Below are 16,829 nucleotides of genomic sequence, written 5' to 3' on the forward strand. Positions count from 1 at the left end.
GGCCATGCCAGGGCTCAGTGGTGACGAGATCAGGAAGCGCCTCGACGCGGCGCGGCTCTACCTGTGCACGGGAGACCGGCCGGATCTGGCGGAGTTCGCCGATGCCGCGCTGGCCGGCGGGGTGGACATCATCCAGCTGCGGGACAAGCGGGACGGGGCGCCGCTGGAGGCCCGTCAGGAGCTGGCCGCGCTGGAGATCCTGGCCGAGGCGTGCGCGCGGCACGGGGCGCTGCTGGCGGTGAACGACCGGGCGGACATCGCGGCGGCTGTCGATGCGGACGTGCTGCACCTGGGCCAGGACGACCTGCCGGTCCCCCTGGCGCGGCGCGTGATCGGCGAGGAGCCGGTGGTCGGCCGCTCGACGCACGACCTTCCACAGGCCCAGGCGGCGGCTGTGGAAGAAGGTGTGGACTACTTCTGCACCGGCCCCTGCTGGCCGACGCCGACGAAGCCGGGCCGCCCGGCGCCCGGCCTGGAGCTGGTGCGTGACGCCGCCGCGCTCGGCACCCCGCGGCCGTGGTTCGCCATCGGCGGTATCGACGCGGAGCGGCTGCCGGAGGTGCTCGCGGCGGGCTCGTCACGCATCGTGGTCGTGCGTGCGATCACCGAAGCCGACGACCCGGCGGCGGCAGCCCGCGCACTGCGGGCACAGCTGGACTGAGCCGGACGGACCCACGCCACCGCTGAGCCGCTGCCCGGGTTGGCGCGGCGTGCACGTCGCGCCGCAGCCCGCGTACGGCGGGCACCGCCGGACTGACCTCGACGCGCGCGCCGTCAGGGGCCTCCCGCGTCTGCACTCAAACAGCGGCCACCAGCGCGCCGAGCCCCCGCAGCGCTCAAGCCGTCCGCAGCCCGTCGAGGCGGGTGTGCAGTTGCTCCCGTGCCGAGGCCACCGTGCGGCGGCCGAGCAGGATCTGCACCGTGAGGCCGTCCGCGAGGGTGATGAGCGTCTCCACCTCCGCCGCCACGTCGAGGCCGGCCCGCACCTGCCCCGCGTCCTGCGCGGCGCGCAACAACACGGCGAGCAGTTCGGCCAGCCCGGCGTAGTGGCCGCGCTGCACCTCCGCCAGCGCCGGGTCCACCGCCGACTGCGCGGTGAACGCCATCCACACGCGCGCCTCCACCAGGTCGTCGGCCGCGAGCATGGCCGTCAGCGTCTCCGCGAGCATCCTGATCGGCGATGTGGAGCCCGCGATCCGGGCCTGCGCCCGCTCGGTGATCCGCCGGTTCACGTGCTCCTGCGCGAAGACCAGCATGTCCTCCTTGGTGCTGAAACACCGTTGCACCGCGCCCATCGACACACCCGCCTCGCCGGCCACCTCGCGCAGGCTCACCCCCTCCAGCCCGCGCCTGCCGATCAGCGCGCAGACGGCGTCCGCGATCCGCCGCCGCCGGTCCTCGTGGTCGATCTTCCTGGGCACGCCACCCACTTTACCGATGCGAGTGCATCGGATCGTGCTACCGTTTCGATGCACTCGCATCGGAAACCATCGGAGGCACCATGAAGACCGGCACGGCCCAGGGGGCGCGCTGGATAGTCGGCACACTCCTGTTCGTCCAGGGCTTCGGCTCCGCCGTCACGGCCGCCCTGTGGCAGACCACGTTCGGCGTCGCCGGGCTGCTCCGGGCGGCCGGACTGCCAGGCTGGTCCGACTACGTGGTCGGCACGGCCGGCGCGGTCCTGCTGATCTGGGCGCTCACCCGCAGCCGGACGCAGCAGAACGCGGTCAGGTAGACCAGCCGGGCGACGAAGCCGGAGATCTGGTTGGCGACGCCGGTGATCGTCCCCCGCCGAGGCCGTGGCCCACGAGGGATGAAAAAGGGCCCTTCGCGAAAACTCGCGAAGGGCCCTTCTCCGTCTCGGCTCTTACGGGCTGCTCGGCGCCGTCGTGGCGGTCTCGGACGCCTGCGACGGGGTCTCCTGCACGCTGGTGCTCGGCGTGGTCGTCACCGGCGATTGCGTCTCTTCGGCGCTGGAGGACGTCGTGGGCGCGCTGCTGCGGGTGCTCGCCGGCGCCTGCTCGTCCGCGGAGGAGCTCTCCGTCACCGTCGAGACCTGCGGGGTCGTCTTCTCGGCGGGGCCGCTGCCGCCGACCACCCGGCCCAGCGTCGTGCCGTTCCCGCCGGACACCGTGCTGCCGGTCGCCGCCTCGAAGCTGGTGATCGCCAGCATCCCGACCACGAACGCGACCACGCTGGTGGCCGCCGCGAGCGTCCACCGGCTCTTCCACCAGGGCTTCTTCCCGGCCGGCGGCGCCTCTTCGGCCGCGGGCGGGTCCACCGGCTTCGGGATGAACACCGTCTTCTCGCCACCCCGGGAACCACCCTGCCCGGCGATCGGCATCCGGCGCGTCGTGCCCGACAGCGGCGGCGTGATCGGGTGGATGACCCGGGTCCGCTGCACGTCGGTGAGCTGGGCCGCCGGTCTGGCGACCGTCGTCCCGTTCTGCTGCTGGTGCCTGATCAACGGGTGCGTCGAACGCGGTGCGACGGCGGGTGGGACCACCTTGGTCTGCTGCCGGGTCTCGGCCACGGCCAGCAGCTCGGCGGTCTTGCGCGCCGCCTGCCGCGTACGCCGCAGCGACCGCAGGTAGACCTCGCCGCCCACGGTCGTCACGATGCTCGCGACACCGGCGCCGATGACCGTCCCCGCCACGCCCAGGGTGGAGCCCAGGAAGGCAGCCGTCACCGCGGCCAGCGCCGACGCCACCACCTGCGCCGGAGACAGCCCGGTCTTCTTCTCGCCGCTTGCTTCCTTCTCCTCGGTCATGATCGCGGTGTGTTCGCTCTCCCTCTCGTGTTAACCCCATCGTGTCCAACGTGTTTGTCGATTGAGATGCTCCCAGCGTTGCCGGAAGGTGACGCAGGACACCTCCATCGTCCACAGTGGACACGACGGGCTTAACGATCCCTTGACACGGCAAGGGATGTTGCGGGAGTTACGGACGCCGCAGCGTGGTCACGAACTTGTACCGGTCACCGCGGTAGATCGACCGCACGAATTCGACCGGTTTGCCGTCCGCGGCGAACGAATGCCGCGACAGCAGCAGCATCGGGGTGCCGACGTCGGCGCCCAGCAGGTCCGCCTCCTGTGGCCCGGCCAGCGCGGTCTCGATCGTCTCCTCCGCGCTGTCCATCTCCACCCCGTACTGCTCCCGCAACACCGCGTACAGGGAACCGCCGGCCGACACGTGTTTGCGCAGGCCACGGAACCGCCCGAGCGGCAGGTGCGTGGTCTCCAGCGCCATCGGCTCGCCGTCGGCCAGCCGGAGCCGGCGCATCCGCAGCACCTTCGCGCCGTTGCGGATGCCGAGCAGCTTCGCCAGCTCGGGCTCGGCCGTCAGCTCCTCGACCTCCAGCAGCTTCGACGACGGCTCGCGCCCCTTCGCCCGCATGTCCTCGGTGTACGACGACAGCTGCAGCCGCTGCGCCAGCTTCGGCTCGGCGGCGAACGTGCCCTTGCCCTGCACCCGGTGCAGCCTGCCCTCGGCGGTCAGGTCCGCCAGCGCCTGCCGCACCGTGGTGCGGGAGACCGCGAACTCGGTGGCCAGCGAGCGTTCGGTGGGAATCGGCGAACCCGGCGGCATCGTCTCCAGCAGGTCGAGCAGATGCTGCTTCAACGCCCAGTACTTCGGTTCGCGCTGACCGCGCGTGGCTGACTCCAACATGACCGACTCCTCCTCGAACCGCGCCCGTGGCGCAGGATGAAACTACCCTTTCCGGATGGAACCTCGCCCGGGGTAGCATTGGTCTAGACCTCCGAAGGGATCAGGGATGAGCAACCCCGGACAGCACATGGCCGCGGAAATCGCCGAACAGCCCGCCGTTCTGGGTGGGCTGGTGGCCCGCCGCGGGGACATCGCCGACGTCGCGGCCGCCATCTCCCGGCGGCCGCCGCGGTTCGCCCTGCTGGCCGCGCGCGGCTCCAGCGACCACGCGGCGCTGTACGCGAAATACCTCATCGAGGTCCTGCTCGGGCTGCCAGCCGGGCTCGTCTCACCCTCCACGGTGACCCTCTACGGCGCGCGTCCCGACCTGCGGGACGTGCTGCTGGTGTCGGTCAGCCAGAGCGGCGGCTCGCCCGACCTGCTCGAGTTCACCCAGACCGCGCGCAAGCAGGGCGCGCTGACCGTCGCGGTCACCAACACGCCCGCCTCGCCGCTGGGCGGGGCCGCCGAGCTGGCCGTCGACATCGGGGCCGGCACCGAGACGGCGGTGGCCGCGACCAAGACGTACTCGGCCACGCTGCTCGCGTTGTACCTGCTCATCGACGCCGTCCGGGGTGGCGACGGCTCGGCCGCCGCGGAGATCGAGCCGCTGGCCCGGCAGGCGCTGGAGGCCGACGTGCACCGCGCCGTGGACCGCTACCGCTTCGTCGACCGGATCATCACCACCGGCCGCGGCTACTCCTACGCCACCGCGCTGGAGTCGGCGCTCAAGCTCGCCGAGACCAGCTACCTCGCCGCCCGCGCGTACAGCGGCGCGGACCTGCTGCACGGGCCGGTCGCCGCCGTCGACGAGGAGACCGCGGTCCTCGCCATCACCGGCGCCGGGCGGGGCGGCGCGGCACTGCGCGACGTGCTGGCCGCGGTCGCCGAGCGGGGCGCCGACGTGCTGGCGCTCGGGTCGTCCGCCGACGCGGTGCCGGCCGCGGTGCGCATCCCCGTACCGTCCGTGGCCGAGGAACTCGCGCCAGTGCTGGAGGTGCTGCCGGTGCAGCGGATCGCGCTCGGGCTGGCCCTGGCCCGCGGCTTCGACCCGGACCGCCCGCGCGGGCTGAACAAGGTGACCCGGACGCGATGAGGTTCGTCCTCGGCGTCGACGCGGGTGGCACGTCCACGCGCGCGCTGGCCGTCGCCGCGGACGGCACGGTGCTCGGCACCGGGCGCGCGGGCGGCGCGAACCCGAACTCGCACCCGCCGGCGGAGGCGGTCGCCAACCTCGCGGCGGCCATCCGCGCGGCGGCCGAGGTCCCGGGCCGGGCAAGCGCTTGCGTCATCGGCATGGCCGGCACCTCGAAGCTGACCGACCCGGCGGTCGCGGCCCTGTTCGACGCCACCTGGCGGGACCTGGGCCTGGACCGGGTGGTGGTCCTGACCGACGCCGAGGTCGCGTTCGCCTCCGCCACCGACGCGCCCGACGGCACGGTGCTGATCGCCGGCACCGGCTCGATCGCGGGCCGGATCCGCAAGCGCCGCATGGTCGCGACCGAGGGTGGCTACGGCTGGCTGCTCGGCGACGAGGGCTCCGGGTTCTGGCTGGGGCGGGAGGCCGTGCGCGGCACGCTGGCCGCGCTGGGCCGGGACGGCGACCTCGGCCCGCTGGCCACCGCGGTGCTCGCCGAGGCCGGGATCGACGCGACCGACCGGAGGTACGCGTGGCGGCGGCTGATCACGGTCGCCAACGCCGAGCCGCCGGTCCGCCTCGCCCGGTTCGCGCCGCTGGTCGCGGTGGACGACCCGGCCGCCGCGGACATCGTCGAGCGCGCGGCGGACCTGCTGGTCGCGACCGCGCTGGCGACCCGCGAGCCGGGCGAGGACACGCCGGTCGTGCTGGTCGGCAGCGTGCTCGGCGAGGGCAGCCGGGTGGGCGAGCGGGTGCGGGCGAAGCTGGCCGGGCTCGAGGTCCGGACCAGCTCGGACGGCGTGTTCGGGGCGGCCTGGCTGGCCGCGGTGGAGGCGTTCGGGGAGGCCGCGGCACACCGCCCGGCCTGACCGGACCAAAGAACCGGACATTTTTCGTGCGCGCAGCACGAATGCCCAGGTGCGCCACCGGGCGTACGGTGTGGACGGCCCCCGGACCTCCCCCTCGCCGGGGGCTCTTACTCGCGCCCCGGTCCCCGCACGACCCGCAGCCCCGGGTGCTCCTTCGGCAGCGTCCGGTACAGCACCCAGCCGCTCACCGCGATCGTCAGCGCCTGCAACGGCCAGGTCAGGACCGTGCGCGCGACGCCCAGCGCGACCAGCTCGCCCGCCCACCACAGCGGCAGGTAGACGACCACGCGCAGCACGTACTGCAGCGACCACACCAGGCTCGCCCGCGAGTAGGCGCGCATCAGGTCGGGGTCCGTGCGCCAGCGGGTCTTCTGGCCGAGCAGCAGCCCGACCACGACACCCAGCAGGGGCCACCGGACGACGACGCTGGTCACCCACAGCAACGCGCTGGCGACGTTGGACAGCACCTGGATGAGGAAGAAGTCCTGGGCGCGACCGGTGTGCAGCGCGATCAGCGCGGCCACGATCACCGCCGCGAGGCTGACCACGACGGCGCGCGCCTTGTCGCCGCGGGTCAGACGGAGCACGCCCACCACGACAGCGGTGGCGATCGCCGCGGCCGCGCCCCAGGCGATCGAGTTCCCCGCGACCAGCCAGCCGACCACGAACGCCAGCGGCGGCAGGCTCGCGTCGATCGCGCCCTTGCGCCCACCGAGGATGCTGCCCAGGGACTCCCGCTGCGGCGTGGCTTGTTCGGTCACCCTTACAGCGTGCCCCAAAACTGTCGGTGGGGGCAGCTACCATCGAGATCTTCGCCACACCATCCGGCGAAGAGCGGTAATAAGGAAGCTCAGGAGGCCGACAACGTAAGAGACTGTGACCTTGCTCTGAACCGACGGTGGCGTAGGTCGGGACTACAGGTGCATCCTGCTGAGTTGTTCTAGGGGCGATCAACAGGTGCTGGCGAAAGGGGACGGCAGCGTGCGTGCGTACGACAGCTATGTCGCACTGGGTGACAGCTTCACCGAAGGTCTCAACGACTTCAACCCGGACGGGACCTTCCGAGGCTGGGCCGACCGGCTCGCCGAGATCCTGGCCGAAGGACAACCCGGCTTCCAATACGCCAACCTGGCGTTGCGGGGGAAGATGCTCGCCGAAATCATCGAAGAGCAGGTTCCCCTCGCTCTCGATCTCAAACCCGATCTCGTGACGTTGTGCGCCGGGGGCAACGACGTGATCGTGCCCGGTTCGGACGTGGACGAGATCGCGGCCCAGCTGGACGAGGTGATCGGCAAGCTGCGCGCGGCGGGGATCGACGTGCTCGTGTTCAACGGGCCGGACACCAAGCACCTGCCGGTGATGAGCGTGCTGCGCGGCAAGATCGGCATCTACAACGCGCACCTGTGGACGAGCGCGCTCCGGCACGGCGCCAAGATCGTCGACCTGTGGGCGATGGACCCGCTGCACGACCCGCGCGCCTGGAGCGACGACAGGTTGCACTTCACGGCCGAGGGTCACCGGCGGATCGCGTTGCGCGCGGCGGAGGTGCTGGGCGTGCCGACGGCCGAGGACTGGCGCGAGCCGTGGCCGCTCACGGAGACGCGCGCGGACTGGATCGCGATGCGGCGATCGGACCTGGCGTGGACGAAGACGCACCTGCTGCCGTGGATCCGGCGCCAGCTACGCGGCGAGTCGATGGGCGACGGGTTGTCCCCGAAGCGCCCGCAGCTGACCCCGTTCGTGGCGCGGCCCCCCGTATCGGAGGACCGCGCCCCGGCGAGTTGAGGCAAGCCGGCTCCCTCGGCGGGGCGATTCGTTCGCCCCGCCGTTTCGCCGTGCGCGGGTGAATGGCGGTGCCCACGCGCGATCGAGAAACCCGACCTCGTCTCGGCGCGCACCCACCCGTCGCCTCCAGACGGACACCGCGCGCTCAACAATCCACGCGCCGCCCAGCCACGCCTCGCCGAGTGCCCGCCCATCGGCCATCGCCGCGACGCCGCCCCGGGCGCCCACCCGTGACCCATCACCACCCTCACCAGAGACCCGGCGCCTCGCTGACGGCCCAACCACCACCCTCAACGGAAACGCGGCGCCCCACCGAGAGCCCACCCGTCAGCCACCACCACCCTCAATGGAGACGCCGCGCGTCGCTGATAGTTTCTGGGCATGCCGCTGCCCCATTGGACCCCGGAGGGGGTTTTGCCGCCTGGGCGGCTTCCGGCGGACGTGGCCGACATCTACGAACGTCTCGTCTTCGACGCGCCGCACCAGAACGCCCGCGAGATCCTGTTCAGCGCCCTCAACAGCTATCTCGGCGCGGTCGCCCGCATCATCCCGAGCGGGCGCGCGTGGATCGGCGGGCAGTTCATCACGCGCACCCCGGACGTGCCCAGCGGGCTCGACGTCGTGCTGCTCCCGGACGACTGGGGCGGTCTCAAGCGCATGACGGGCCGGGTGCGGGATTCGCTGTACGGGTTGCTGACCCTGCGCGGGGTCATCGTCGGGCAGCCCGCGATGTACCTCGATCAGGTACAACCCGTCGGCGGTTTGCTGGACGGGTTCCTGTGCTTCCCCGGTGACGAGGAAACGTGGGCGAACACCTGGTCCTACGAGGGGCGCCGCGGGTTCCCCGAGGTGGTGTGGTGATGATGGACTTCCGCCGGATCGCCGACGAGATCCCGGGCGGCACGTGGCTCGACGACCTGGCGCGCGCATCGGCGATGGCCGCGCACGCGAAGTTCGAGCGCACGGCGCGGTCGCCGTTGCTGCGGGTGTCGATGCTGGGGCCGACGAACCTGGACGCGTACACGTTCTCCGACATCAGCCGGGCGCTGCAGGACGCGACGGCGAAGGTCGGGCACATCATCCGCAACCCGCAGGGTGAGATCACCTACGTCCAGCAGGCCGACCGGGACAAGGCGCCGCTGATCCAGCGCGGGCAGGCGGGCAACACGATCTTCTTCGGCTTCCCCGAGCCGGCGCCGGACGACGCGTTGATCCACGACGGGATCGAGACGCTGTCCGAGCGCGCGGTGAAGGAACTGTGCGATTTCCTGCCGGCGAACGGTTCCGACGACGGCGCCCTGGACGCGGTGCTGCTCCAGCGGGACACGGTGCGCAACGCGGTGAGCGACATCGTCAGCGCGGTCGTGAAGAACACCGGCATCGGGCTGCAGCTGACCCCGACGGCCGGCGAGGACGTGACGCGCAGCATGACGACCGACCAGGCGAAGGTGCTGCACAACAGCCTGCGGGAGTCGCGCGAAGAGGTCGGCTACGAGACGGTGTCCGGCCGCCTGGACGGGGTCCGCACGCGCCGCCGGATCTTCTACCTGGAGCGCGAGTCCGGGGGGACGATCCAGGGAGCGGTGGCGCCGGACCTGCTGGACCAGATCAAGGAGAACCTGGACCGCCCGGTGACCGCCCGGCTACGCGTGGTGCGCACAACAACGATCGACGGCCGCCGCGGCCGCCCGGTGCACGAGCTGCTGGAGATCACGCCGGAAGTGAACCTGTTCGACCAGTGACTCCCAGGGGGCAGTCCTGGCGCTCGGTGCCCGTAGGGGCCGGCGGCCCGGTGGTTGGGTGGCAGGTGCCAGCGGGGGCTGTCGGCTAGCGCCCCCGGGGCTCCCGGCTGGCGCCAGCGGGACCGGGTGGCTGGCGCCCGGAAAGCCAGGTAGCTGTGCTCGGGGGCCCGGGAGCCCGGTGGCTGGTACCCGTCGCTGGTTCTGGTGATCGCCGCCGGGTGAATGGACCATTCGTCCGCGCGCGGGTCAACGACAGGGCCGTCCAGCGGAAGCGAGACGGCCGTCTGGCGCTCCCCCACTGCGCCAGACAGCCAAGCGGCACCATACGCCCTCGGCAAGATCCATCGCTAAGGATTCGCTAAGTGCGGGGTTTCTTCTACTCGAAAGCGTCAGTTCGATTGGCCGATCGGGGGAGCAACCTCAGGCCTCACCAGCGGCATCCGTGCTGGGCGCCTCGGCGGGCAGGCCCAGCTCCTCCAGCTCCCGGGCCACCTCGGCAGGCAGCCCGGGGCCCACCCGCTGGTACAGCTCCGCCGCCAGCCCGACCTGCAACCGCGCCTCCTCGAGATCGCCTCGGCGGCGGCACACCCGGCCGAGCGTCAGCCGTCCGACGGCCTCCTGCAACAGGAATCCCCGCCGGGCCGCCAGGTCCACCGCCTCGGCCGCGTACGACGCCGCCATCCCGGCATCACCGAGCCCGAAATACGACTCCGCCAGGTTGTTCAGCGACACCACCACATAACTGTCGTCCCCGAGACGGCGGTCGATCTCCAGCGACGACAGCTGGTGCGCGATCGCCTCGGCATACCTGCCCCGCGCCTTCTCCGCCTCCGCGCAGTTCGCCAGCGCCTGCCCCCGCAGCTCGTCCGAACCCGCGGCCGCCACCGCCTTCGTCAGGCACTCCACCGCCTCGTCGTGCCGGCCCACGCTGTTCAGCGCGCACCCCAGGTGGATCATCGCGCAGGTGTGGCTCCGCTCGTCCGCCGCGATCGACAACGCCTCGGCCGCGTCCACCAGCGACGCCGCACCCAGGTCGAACGTCAGCGACATCGCACAACGCGAGATCAGCATCCAGAACCGCGCCTCGGCACCGCCGCACGCCCGAGCCGCCGCCATCCCCAGCGCCACCAGCCGCTGCCACTCGCCCCACAGCGGGCGCACCACCCGGTACGTGTGCGCCACCCGCGCCAGCCGCCAGACGTCCTCGTCCAGCCCGGCCGCCGCCGCGGCCTCCAGCACGGCCAAGAGGTTCGGCCACTCAGCCACGAACCACGCCAGCGCGTCGTCGAAGCCCTCCAGCGAAGGCACCGGCACCGCAACAGCAGAAAAGTCCAGCGGGTCCACGACCCGCAACAACCGCCGCCGCGCCGCGTCGGCCGCCGCCTGGTAGTACCGCACCGCCCGCGACAGCCCCGACGAATCCGCCAGTTCGTGCGCGTACAACCGCACCAGGTCGTGCCGCGTGAACACCTCCGGCCCGCTCTCGGTCAGCAGGTGGTGCGCCGCCAGCACCCGCAACCGCCGCCGCGCCTCCGCGACCGGCACCCCGCACAACGCCGCCGCCACGAACGGTCCGACCGTCGGCCCGGGAAACGCCCCCAGCGCCCGGAACATCGCCGCGACCTCGTCCGGCAACCCCCGCACCGACACGTCCAGCGTCGCTCGCACCCCGGCGTCGTCCACGTCCAGCGCCGCCAGCCGCGTCCGCTCGCTCGCCAGCTCGGCCACGAACTCCGGCACCGTCCACGCCGGGCCGGCCGCCAGCCGCGCCCCCGCGATCCGCAACGCGAGCGGCAGGTCCCCGCACAACCCCGCCACCCGCGAGTGGTACTCCGCGAACGCCCCACCGGCGACATCCGCGATCAGCCGCACCGAGTCCCGCCGCGCCAACGGCTCCAGCGCCCGGACCCGCGCCCCGTGCGACACGGTCAGCCCGTCCAGCCGCGCCCGCGAGGTCACCACCGCGACCGAGCCCGGCCCCGGCGGCAGCAACGGCCGCACCTGTTCGGCCGACCGCGCGTCGTCGAGTACCACCAGCATCCGCCGCCCGCCGGCCAGCGACCGGTACAGCGCCAGCCGCTCCCCCTCCGGCTCCGGCACCTCGGCCGCCGGCACCCCGAGCCCGAGCAGGAACCGCGCCAGCACCTCCGCCACCGGCACCGGCGCGTCGAACCCGCGCAGCGCGGCGAACAGGACCCCGTCCGGAAACCGCGAAGCCGCCCGGTGCGCCCACGACACCGCGAGCGCGCTCTTGCCGATCCCGGGCGGCCCGGTGATCACCCCGACCGCGCCGGCACCGTCCAGCCACGCCAGGTCCGCGGCCCGCCCGGCCAGCATCGGCACCGCGGGCGGCAGCTGGCGCGGCACCACCCGGGTCACGTCGATCGCCGACACCACCGGCGCCAGGTCGTCGTGCAACACGTGCGAGTGCAGCGCGCGCAGGTCCGGCCCGGGGTCGAGGCCGAGCTTCTCCGACGCCACCCGCGCCGCCTCCCGGTAGACCTCGAGCGCGTCGGCCCGGCGACCCGAGTAGTACAGCGCGCGCATCAGCTGGCCCACGGTCCGCTCGCGCCGCGGATCGTCCCGGACGATCGTGGTCAGCTCGGTGATCAGCTCCTCGTGCCGGCCCAGCGCCAGGTCGGCGTCGACCCGGGCGCCGTGCACCGCGATCCGCAGCTCCGCCAGCTCGGGCGCGCGCACCGGCACCCCGCCCAGCTCCGGCCCCTGCCACAGGGCCCACGCCTCGGCCAGCAACGCGGCACGTTCGCCGAGCGGCGCCGCCTCGGCGCGCTCGAACAGCGCGCGGGCGCGGTGCACGTCGACCAGCAGCGGGTCGACGGTCAGCCGGTAGCCGGGCGCGGCGGTGTCGATCCGGGCCTCCGGCGCGTCGACCGACCGCAGTGCCCGGCGCAGCTGGGAGACGTTGCCGTGCACGATCGTCCGCGCCGTCGGCGGCGGGTCGTGGTGCCACAGCGCGTCGATCAGGTCGTCGAGCGCGACGACGCGGTTCGGGCTCAGCGCCAGGATCGCGAGCAGCCCGCGCGCCCCCGGCCCGCCGATCGGCACCGGCCGGTCGCCGGCGAAGAGCTGGACGGGACCGAGCAGCTGGATGCGCAAACCCTTGAGCACAGGCCCCTCCCCGAGCACCGCGCCGGAGGAAACGAGTACGGCCCCGCACCATCAGTCCCGATCTGATGGTGCGGGGCCGCACTCGGTGAAACAAGTGACGGGGCCGGGTTCGCCTCGCCCATCGCTACCGGCGTCACACGGGATTCACCCCGAGCAAGGAAGACCCATGCTGCCGCCGTTCGCAGTGGCGGCACTGTAACAGGGCGCGATGAACCGGCTACACCCGACCCGCACTTCTTCCGGTGTCTATCGCGTCACAGGCGTGAAGTCCCGGCTGCCGATGAAGGTCGGCCGGGGCTTCGTCGCCGCGTACGGCTCGACGAGCGCGTTCTCGACGCTGTTGAACACCAGGAAGATGTTCGAGCGCGGGTACGGCGTGATGTTGTTGCCGGACCCGTGCATGATGTTGGAGTCGAACCACAGCGCCGAGCCGGCCGGCCCGGTGAACTGGTCGATCCCGTACTCCGCGGCGAGCTTGGTGATGTCGTTCTCGCTGGGAACGCCGATCTCCTGCTCCTTCAGCGACGACTTGTAGTAGTCCTCCGGGGTTTCGCCGACGCACGGGACGAACGTCCGCTGCGAACCCGGCATGACCATCAGGCCGCCGTTGAAGGGGTAGTTGTCGGTCAGCGCGATCGAGCAGCTCACCGCCCGAGGCCGCGGCATGCCGTCCTCGGCGTGCCAGGTCTCGAAGTCGGAGTGCCAGTAGAACCCGGTGCCCTTGAAGCCCGGCATGTAGTTCACCCGGCTCTGGTGGATGTACACCTCGGAGCCGAGGATCTGCCGGGCCCGGTCGAGGACGCGGGGGTCGCGCACGAGTTCGGCGATCAGCTCGCTGATCTTGTGCACCTCGAAGATGGACCGGACGCTGCCGGTCTTCTTCTCGGTGATGACCCGCTCGTCGGCCTTCAGCTGCTCGTCGCTGGAGAGCCGGACGAGCTCTTGCCAGTAGCCCTGCACTTCGGCGGGCGACAGCAGGCCCTCGACGATGTGGTACCCCTTCGCGTCGTGCGAAGCGAGTGTCGCCGCATCGATCGGACCGTCGGCCTCGCTGCCCCAGACAGTCGGGTCGACACGATCGAAGGGCTCGGCCGGGACGGGAACCCTGGTCGGGTAACTGTCCTCGACACCGGTTTCCATGATCGTCAAATCGGTTCGCCTCCTTTTATGCGTTGCCTTTCGGTAGGGGCCTCGCTCCGTGGTGGCTCAGGCGGACTTCTCGTCCGCCTCGTCCTCCTCGACGACCAGCGGGTACACGCCGTTCTCGTCGTGCACCTCCCGGCCGGTGACCGGCGGGTTGAAGACGCACACGGTCTTCATGTCGGTCTTCGGGCGGACCTGGTGCTTGTCGTGGTCGTTGAGGAGGTACAGGGAACCCGGCTTGAGCTGGAACGTCTCGCCGGTCGCCTTGTTGGTGATCTCGCCTTCGCCCTCGTAGACGAAGACCGCCTCGATGTGGTTGGCGTACCAGAAGTCGTTGACGGTCCCCGCGTACAGCGTGGTCTCGTGCACCGAGAAGCCGACCTTCTCCTTGGCCAGGATGATCCGCTTCGAGCGCCAGTTCGGCGTCTTGATGTCGGCGTCGGTGTCGGTGATCTCGTCGAGGGTCCGGACGATCAAAACTTTTCCCCTTCTCGTTCTTCTACTTACCGAGCACGGCCTTGACGGAGGCGTCGATGATCTCCAGCCCCTCGCCGACCTCGGCGTCCGTGAGCGTCAGCGGCGGCAGCAGCTTCACCACCTCGCCGTCCGGCCCGGAGGTCTCCATGAGCAGGCCGCGTTCGAACGCGGCGGCGCAGACCTTGCCGGCGAGTTCCCCGTTCTGGAACTCCAGACCGCGGGCCAGGCCACGGCCCTTGGCGGTCAGCTGCGCGTCGGGGTAGGCGTCGACCAGGCCCTGCAGCGCCGCGCCGATGCGCTCGCCCTTGGCCCGGACCGACTTCTCCAGCTCGTCGTCGCTCCAGTAGGTGCGCATCGCCTCGGCGGCGGTGACGAACGCCGGGCTGATGCCGCGGAACGTGCCGTTGTGCTCGCCCGGCTCCCAGACGTCGAGGTCCGGGCGGATCAGGGTGAGCGCCATCGGGATCCCGTAGCCGGACAGCGACTTGGACAGGCAGACGATGTCCGGCTTGATGCCGGCGTCCTCGAAGCTGAAGAACGGGCCGGTGCGGCCGCAGCCCATCTGCACGTCGTCGACGATCAGCAGGATGTCGTGCCGCTTGCACAGGTCGGACAGGCCGCGCAGCCACTCCAGGCCGGCGGCGTTGATGCCGCCCTCGCCCTGCACGGTCTCCACGATCACCGCGGCCGGCTCGTTGAGCCCGCTGCCGGAGTCCTGGAGCAGCCGCTCGAAGTACAGGAAGTCCGGGTAGGCGCCGTCGAAGTACTGGTCGTAGGGCATCGGCGTGGCGTGCACCAGCGGGATGCCGGCGCCGTGGCGCTTCATCGAGTTGCCGGTGACCGACAGCGCGCCGATCGTCATGCCGTGGAAGGCGTTGGTGAAGTTGATGACCGACTCGCGGCCGGTCACCTTGCGGGCCAGCTTCAGCGCGGCTTCGACGGCGTTGGCGCCGCCCGGGCCGGGGAAGATGACCTTGTAGTCCAGCTCGCGCGGCTTGAGGATCTTCTCGTCGAGCGTCTCGAGCAGGTCGCGCTTGGCGACGGTGAACATGTCGAGCGCGTGCGTGACGCCGTCGCGCTCGATGTAGTCGATCAGCGCCTTCTTGAGCACGGGGTTGTTGTGGCCGTAGTTCAGCGCCCCGGCGCCGGCGAAGAAGTCGAGGTACGGGCGCCCGTCCTCGCCGTAGAGGCGGCTGCCCTGCGCGCGGTCGAACACGACCGGCCATCCCCGGCTGTAGCTGCGCACTTCGGATTCGAGCTTTTCGAAGATGCTCACTTTGGGTTTTCCCCTCACTGGTGCTTGTCGACAGCTGATCGCACGGGCGTCCTCGCCCAATTCCGGCGTTATCTGGGGCTCAGCGGGCCGATTCGGTAAAGGTCTTCCGGCTCGTGCCGCGTGCCGTCGTCCGGAAAGTCCGCCGAGCCGAACAGCTCGGTGCACTCCAGCTCCGCGCCCCATCGCTCGGCGAATGAGGTGAACAGGCGGATGGACGCTTTGTTGTCGGGCGTGATGGTGGTCTCCAGGTGTCGCACCCCGTCGGCCACCAGCCGCGTGAACAGGTTGTCGAGCAGGGCTCCGGCCAGCCCCTGCCCGCGTTGCGACGCATCGACGGCGACCTGCCAGACGAGCGCGGTGTCCGGCGCCGAGGGACGGCGATAAGCGATCACGAATCCGACCGCGTCACCGTCCACCCGCGCCACCACCGAGGTGTCGGCGAAATCGCGGCACCACAACAGATATGCATAAGGCGAGTTGAGATCGAGCTTCTGCGAATCGCGTGCGATTCGCCAAAGCGCAGCCCCGTCGGCCTTGGTCGGATTTTCGATCAAGTGCTTTCCGGACATGTCAAAACAACCTAACAGAGTTGTTTGGGTCGTTCAGCGCATCGCGGACCGGGCAGGCGAACTACCTGCAACAACGGCGAAACACACGTGAGAATGACAACAGGAAGCTGGCGCTGCGGAGCCCAGGTGTGGTATGGCCCCAGCCTGGGCGGGGCCTTATCACGTAGAGCGCTCGATGCGCGCCGTCCGTTACACGGTAGTGGCAGCGCTCACAGGATGCGAGTCCACTCGCCGGGATCGCACGCCGCCCAGAAGCGGACGCCGAACCGCGACAGGCGAACCGTGCGCCGCACCAGCCGTGCCCGCCGGGCCGATTTCACGGCCGTGCGGACCAGGTCCTCGGTGGCCAGGATCTCGTACTGCGATTCCAGCTCGGCGGATTCGGCGTCCAGCTCGACCAGGCCGAACCCGGCCAGCCGGGTCAGGTAGCCGGGCACCTCGTCGGGCAGCGTGACACCGGCCGTCTTGCCTACCGTCGAGGCGTTGCGCAAGATCGTCCGGCCGCCACCGAATCCGCGCTCGGTGACGTCGATCACAGGGAACGCGGTGCCGCTGGCGAGCGTGGCGACGATGCGGGCCTCGTCCGGGGTGAGCTGGCGCAGCACGGTCGCGTAGAGGTACTCGCGGGCCTGCTCCCGGCCGAAGCCCACGGACCGGTCGAGCAGCTCCTTCATCGCGGCGCGCAGCGGTTCCCGCACCGGCACCAGTTCGCCGGCGCCGTTGGGGGTGTGCTCGGAGCCGGCCGCGCTCAGCGCGACCACGTACGGGTCGTCGACCTCGTCGAGACGGCGGCGCAGGCCGGTCAGGACCTGCCGCTCGACCTGCCGCAGCCCCTCACCAGCCAGTTCGAGGCCGGGCAACGGCAGACGGCGTCCGATCGTGAACCCGGTGCGCGCGGCCCACCCGGCGAGCCGTCCCGCGCGGCGCAGCAGGTTCTCGTCGCCACCCTCCGGCGAACTCGGCAGGTTCTCGCTGGTCAACCACATCACCCCGT

Annotated in this window: 17 protein-coding genes; 7 read left to right on the forward strand and 10 right to left on the reverse strand. The window is 71.4% G+C overall.

Annotated elements, in window-relative coordinates:
- Nucleotides 1–4 precede the first annotated feature (4 nt).
- A complete protein-coding gene (gene thiE / locus L1857_RS34265; RefSeq protein ID WP_116110867.1) occupies nt 5–661 on the forward strand; it encodes a thiamine phosphate synthase in 657 nt (218 codons plus the stop codon).
- 175 nt (nt 662–836) lie between these two features.
- On the opposite strand, the gene L1857_RS34270 is transcribed toward thiE, so the two are convergent.
- Nucleotides 837–1,421 (reverse strand): TetR/AcrR family transcriptional regulator, encoded by a 585-nt coding sequence (locus L1857_RS34270; protein WP_116110917.1) that lies wholly within the window; start codon nt 1,419–1,421, stop codon nt 837–839.
- 80 nt (nt 1,422–1,501) lie between these two features.
- Here L1857_RS34270 and L1857_RS34275 point away from each other — a divergent pair, with 80 nt between their 5' ends.
- On the forward strand, nt 1,502–1,735 hold the full coding sequence (locus L1857_RS34275) for a hypothetical protein (protein ID WP_116110868.1): 234 nt from the start codon (nt 1,502–1,504) through the stop codon (nt 1,733–1,735).
- Between the two features lie 132 nt (nt 1,736–1,867).
- On the opposite strand, the gene L1857_RS34280 is transcribed toward L1857_RS34275, so the two are convergent.
- Nucleotides 1,868–2,770: a hypothetical protein gene (locus tag L1857_RS34280; RefSeq protein ID WP_205413260.1), complete on the reverse strand. Its 903-nt coding sequence runs from the start codon at nt 2,768–2,770 to the stop codon at nt 1,868–1,870.
- A 169-nt stretch (nt 2,771–2,939) separates the two neighbouring features.
- On the reverse strand, nt 2,940–3,668 hold the full coding sequence (locus tag L1857_RS34285; protein WP_094005725.1) for a GntR family transcriptional regulator: 729 nt from the start codon (nt 3,666–3,668) through the stop codon (nt 2,940–2,942).
- 127 nt (nt 3,669–3,795) lie between these two features.
- Between L1857_RS34285 and L1857_RS34290 the strand changes: the two genes are divergently transcribed.
- Together L1857_RS34290 and L1857_RS34295 are read left to right on the forward strand one after the other, a co-directional pair.
- Nucleotides 3,796–4,803, forward strand: a complete 1,008-nt coding sequence (locus tag L1857_RS34290; protein WP_094005783.1) for an SIS domain-containing protein — start codon at nt 3,796–3,798, stop codon at nt 4,801–4,803.
- Complete coding sequence (locus L1857_RS34295; protein WP_116110869.1) at nt 4,800–5,714, forward strand: N-acetylglucosamine kinase; 915 nt, start codon at nt 4,800–4,802, stop codon at nt 5,712–5,714. Before L1857_RS34290 ends, L1857_RS34295 begins: the two co-directional genes overlap by 4 nt.
- Before the next feature lie 107 nt (nt 5,715–5,821).
- On the opposite strand, the gene L1857_RS34300 is transcribed toward L1857_RS34295, so the two are convergent.
- Nucleotides 5,822–6,475 (reverse strand): DUF3159 domain-containing protein, encoded by a 654-nt coding sequence (locus L1857_RS34300; RefSeq protein WP_249467287.1) that lies wholly within the window; start codon nt 6,473–6,475, stop codon nt 5,822–5,824.
- Nucleotides 6,476–6,695: 220 nt separating this feature from the next.
- Between L1857_RS34300 and L1857_RS34305 the strand changes: the two genes are divergently transcribed.
- From L1857_RS34305 to L1857_RS34315, 3 genes are all read left to right on the forward strand, one after another.
- A complete protein-coding gene (locus tag L1857_RS34305; protein WP_167481460.1) occupies nt 6,696–7,499 on the forward strand; it encodes an SGNH/GDSL hydrolase family protein in 804 nt (267 codons plus the stop codon).
- A gap of 381 nt (nt 7,500–7,880) precedes the next feature.
- A complete protein-coding gene (locus L1857_RS34310) occupies nt 7,881–8,360 on the forward strand; it encodes a DUF6932 family protein (protein WP_162830506.1) in 480 nt (159 codons plus the stop codon).
- Between the two features lie 2 nt (nt 8,361–8,362).
- Nucleotides 8,363–9,241, forward strand: coding sequence for a hypothetical protein (locus L1857_RS34315; RefSeq protein WP_198958241.1), 879 nt, complete (start codon nt 8,363–8,365; stop codon nt 9,239–9,241).
- Nucleotides 9,242–9,661: 420 nt separating this feature from the next.
- Here the strand turns inward: L1857_RS34315 and L1857_RS34320 are convergent, their stop codons facing one another.
- The 6 genes from L1857_RS34320 to L1857_RS34345 form a co-directional block, all read right to left on the reverse strand.
- On the reverse strand, nt 9,662–12,370 hold the full coding sequence (locus L1857_RS34320; RefSeq protein ID WP_249467290.1) for an AfsR/SARP family transcriptional regulator: 2,709 nt from the start codon (nt 12,368–12,370) through the stop codon (nt 9,662–9,664).
- A 246-nt stretch (nt 12,371–12,616) separates the two neighbouring features.
- A complete protein-coding gene (gene thpD, locus L1857_RS34325; RefSeq protein ID WP_369806799.1) occupies nt 12,617–13,510 on the reverse strand; it encodes an ectoine hydroxylase in 894 nt (297 codons plus the stop codon).
- 66 nt (nt 13,511–13,576) lie between these two features.
- A complete protein-coding gene (locus L1857_RS34330) occupies nt 13,577–13,990 on the reverse strand; it encodes an ectoine synthase (RefSeq protein ID WP_020416992.1) in 414 nt (137 codons plus the stop codon).
- Between the two features lie 22 nt (nt 13,991–14,012).
- The gene (gene ectB / locus L1857_RS34335) at nt 14,013–15,266 is read right to left on the reverse strand and encodes a diaminobutyrate--2-oxoglutarate transaminase (RefSeq protein ID WP_094005718.1); all 1,254 of its coding nucleotides are present in this window, start codon (nt 15,264–15,266) and stop codon (nt 14,013–14,015) included.
- Between the two features lie 68 nt (nt 15,267–15,334).
- The gene (gene ectA, locus L1857_RS34340; RefSeq protein ID WP_162830505.1) at nt 15,335–15,835 is read right to left on the reverse strand and encodes a diaminobutyrate acetyltransferase; all 501 of its coding nucleotides are present in this window, start codon (nt 15,833–15,835) and stop codon (nt 15,335–15,337) included.
- A 209-nt stretch (nt 15,836–16,044) separates the two neighbouring features.
- Complete coding sequence (locus L1857_RS34345; protein ID WP_116110872.1) at nt 16,045–16,821, reverse strand: Abi-alpha family protein; 777 nt, start codon at nt 16,819–16,821, stop codon at nt 16,045–16,047.
- Between the last annotated feature and the right edge of the window lie 8 nt (nt 16,822–16,829).

Source organism: Amycolatopsis thermalba, from assembly GCF_023376025.1.
Classification (GTDB): domain Bacteria; phylum Actinomycetota; class Actinomycetes; order Mycobacteriales; family Pseudonocardiaceae; genus Amycolatopsis_E; species Amycolatopsis_E thermalba.